The 289-nt window shown below is 46.4% G+C and carries 1 pseudogene; it reads right to left on the bottom strand.

From position 1 onward, the window contains the following. A pseudogene (locus tag C1E99_RS00500) lies at positions 1 to 174 on the bottom strand (undecaprenyl/decaprenyl-phosphate alpha-N-acetylglucosaminyl 1-phosphate transferase); the annotation flags it as partial. Positions 175 to 289: the final 115 nt, after the last annotated feature.

The following is a 289-nucleotide window of genomic DNA, read 5'->3' as shown; positions in this document are numbered from 1 at the left end:
AAAGATGGCCAGACCTCCCGCTGAAGGCATGGGCACCTTATTTATCCGCCGTGCATTGGGATTATCGACTGCTCCAACCCTCAGGGACATAAAACGAACCAAGGGGGTCGCAATGGCTGATATGACCATAGTTGTAATAATGACCATTATGTATTTTAGAGCAAAAGGAATCATACTGTCGGAACCTTCCTAAGCTCCTCGATTGCCGCAAGCGGAAGCATCAAAGTTCCGTGTTCTTGTAAAGCAGGTCTGGTCAACTTCGTATCATTGGTAAATTCCAACATTCGTG

Origin of the sequence: Streptococcus suis (assembly GCF_002964045.1) — a bacterium.
GTDB classification, from domain to species: Bacteria; Bacillota; Bacilli; order Lactobacillales; family Streptococcaceae; genus Streptococcus; species Streptococcus suis_U.
The sequence above is the reverse complement of the archived record's forward strand: the minus strand, read 5'-3'. Positions and strand labels throughout refer to the sequence as shown.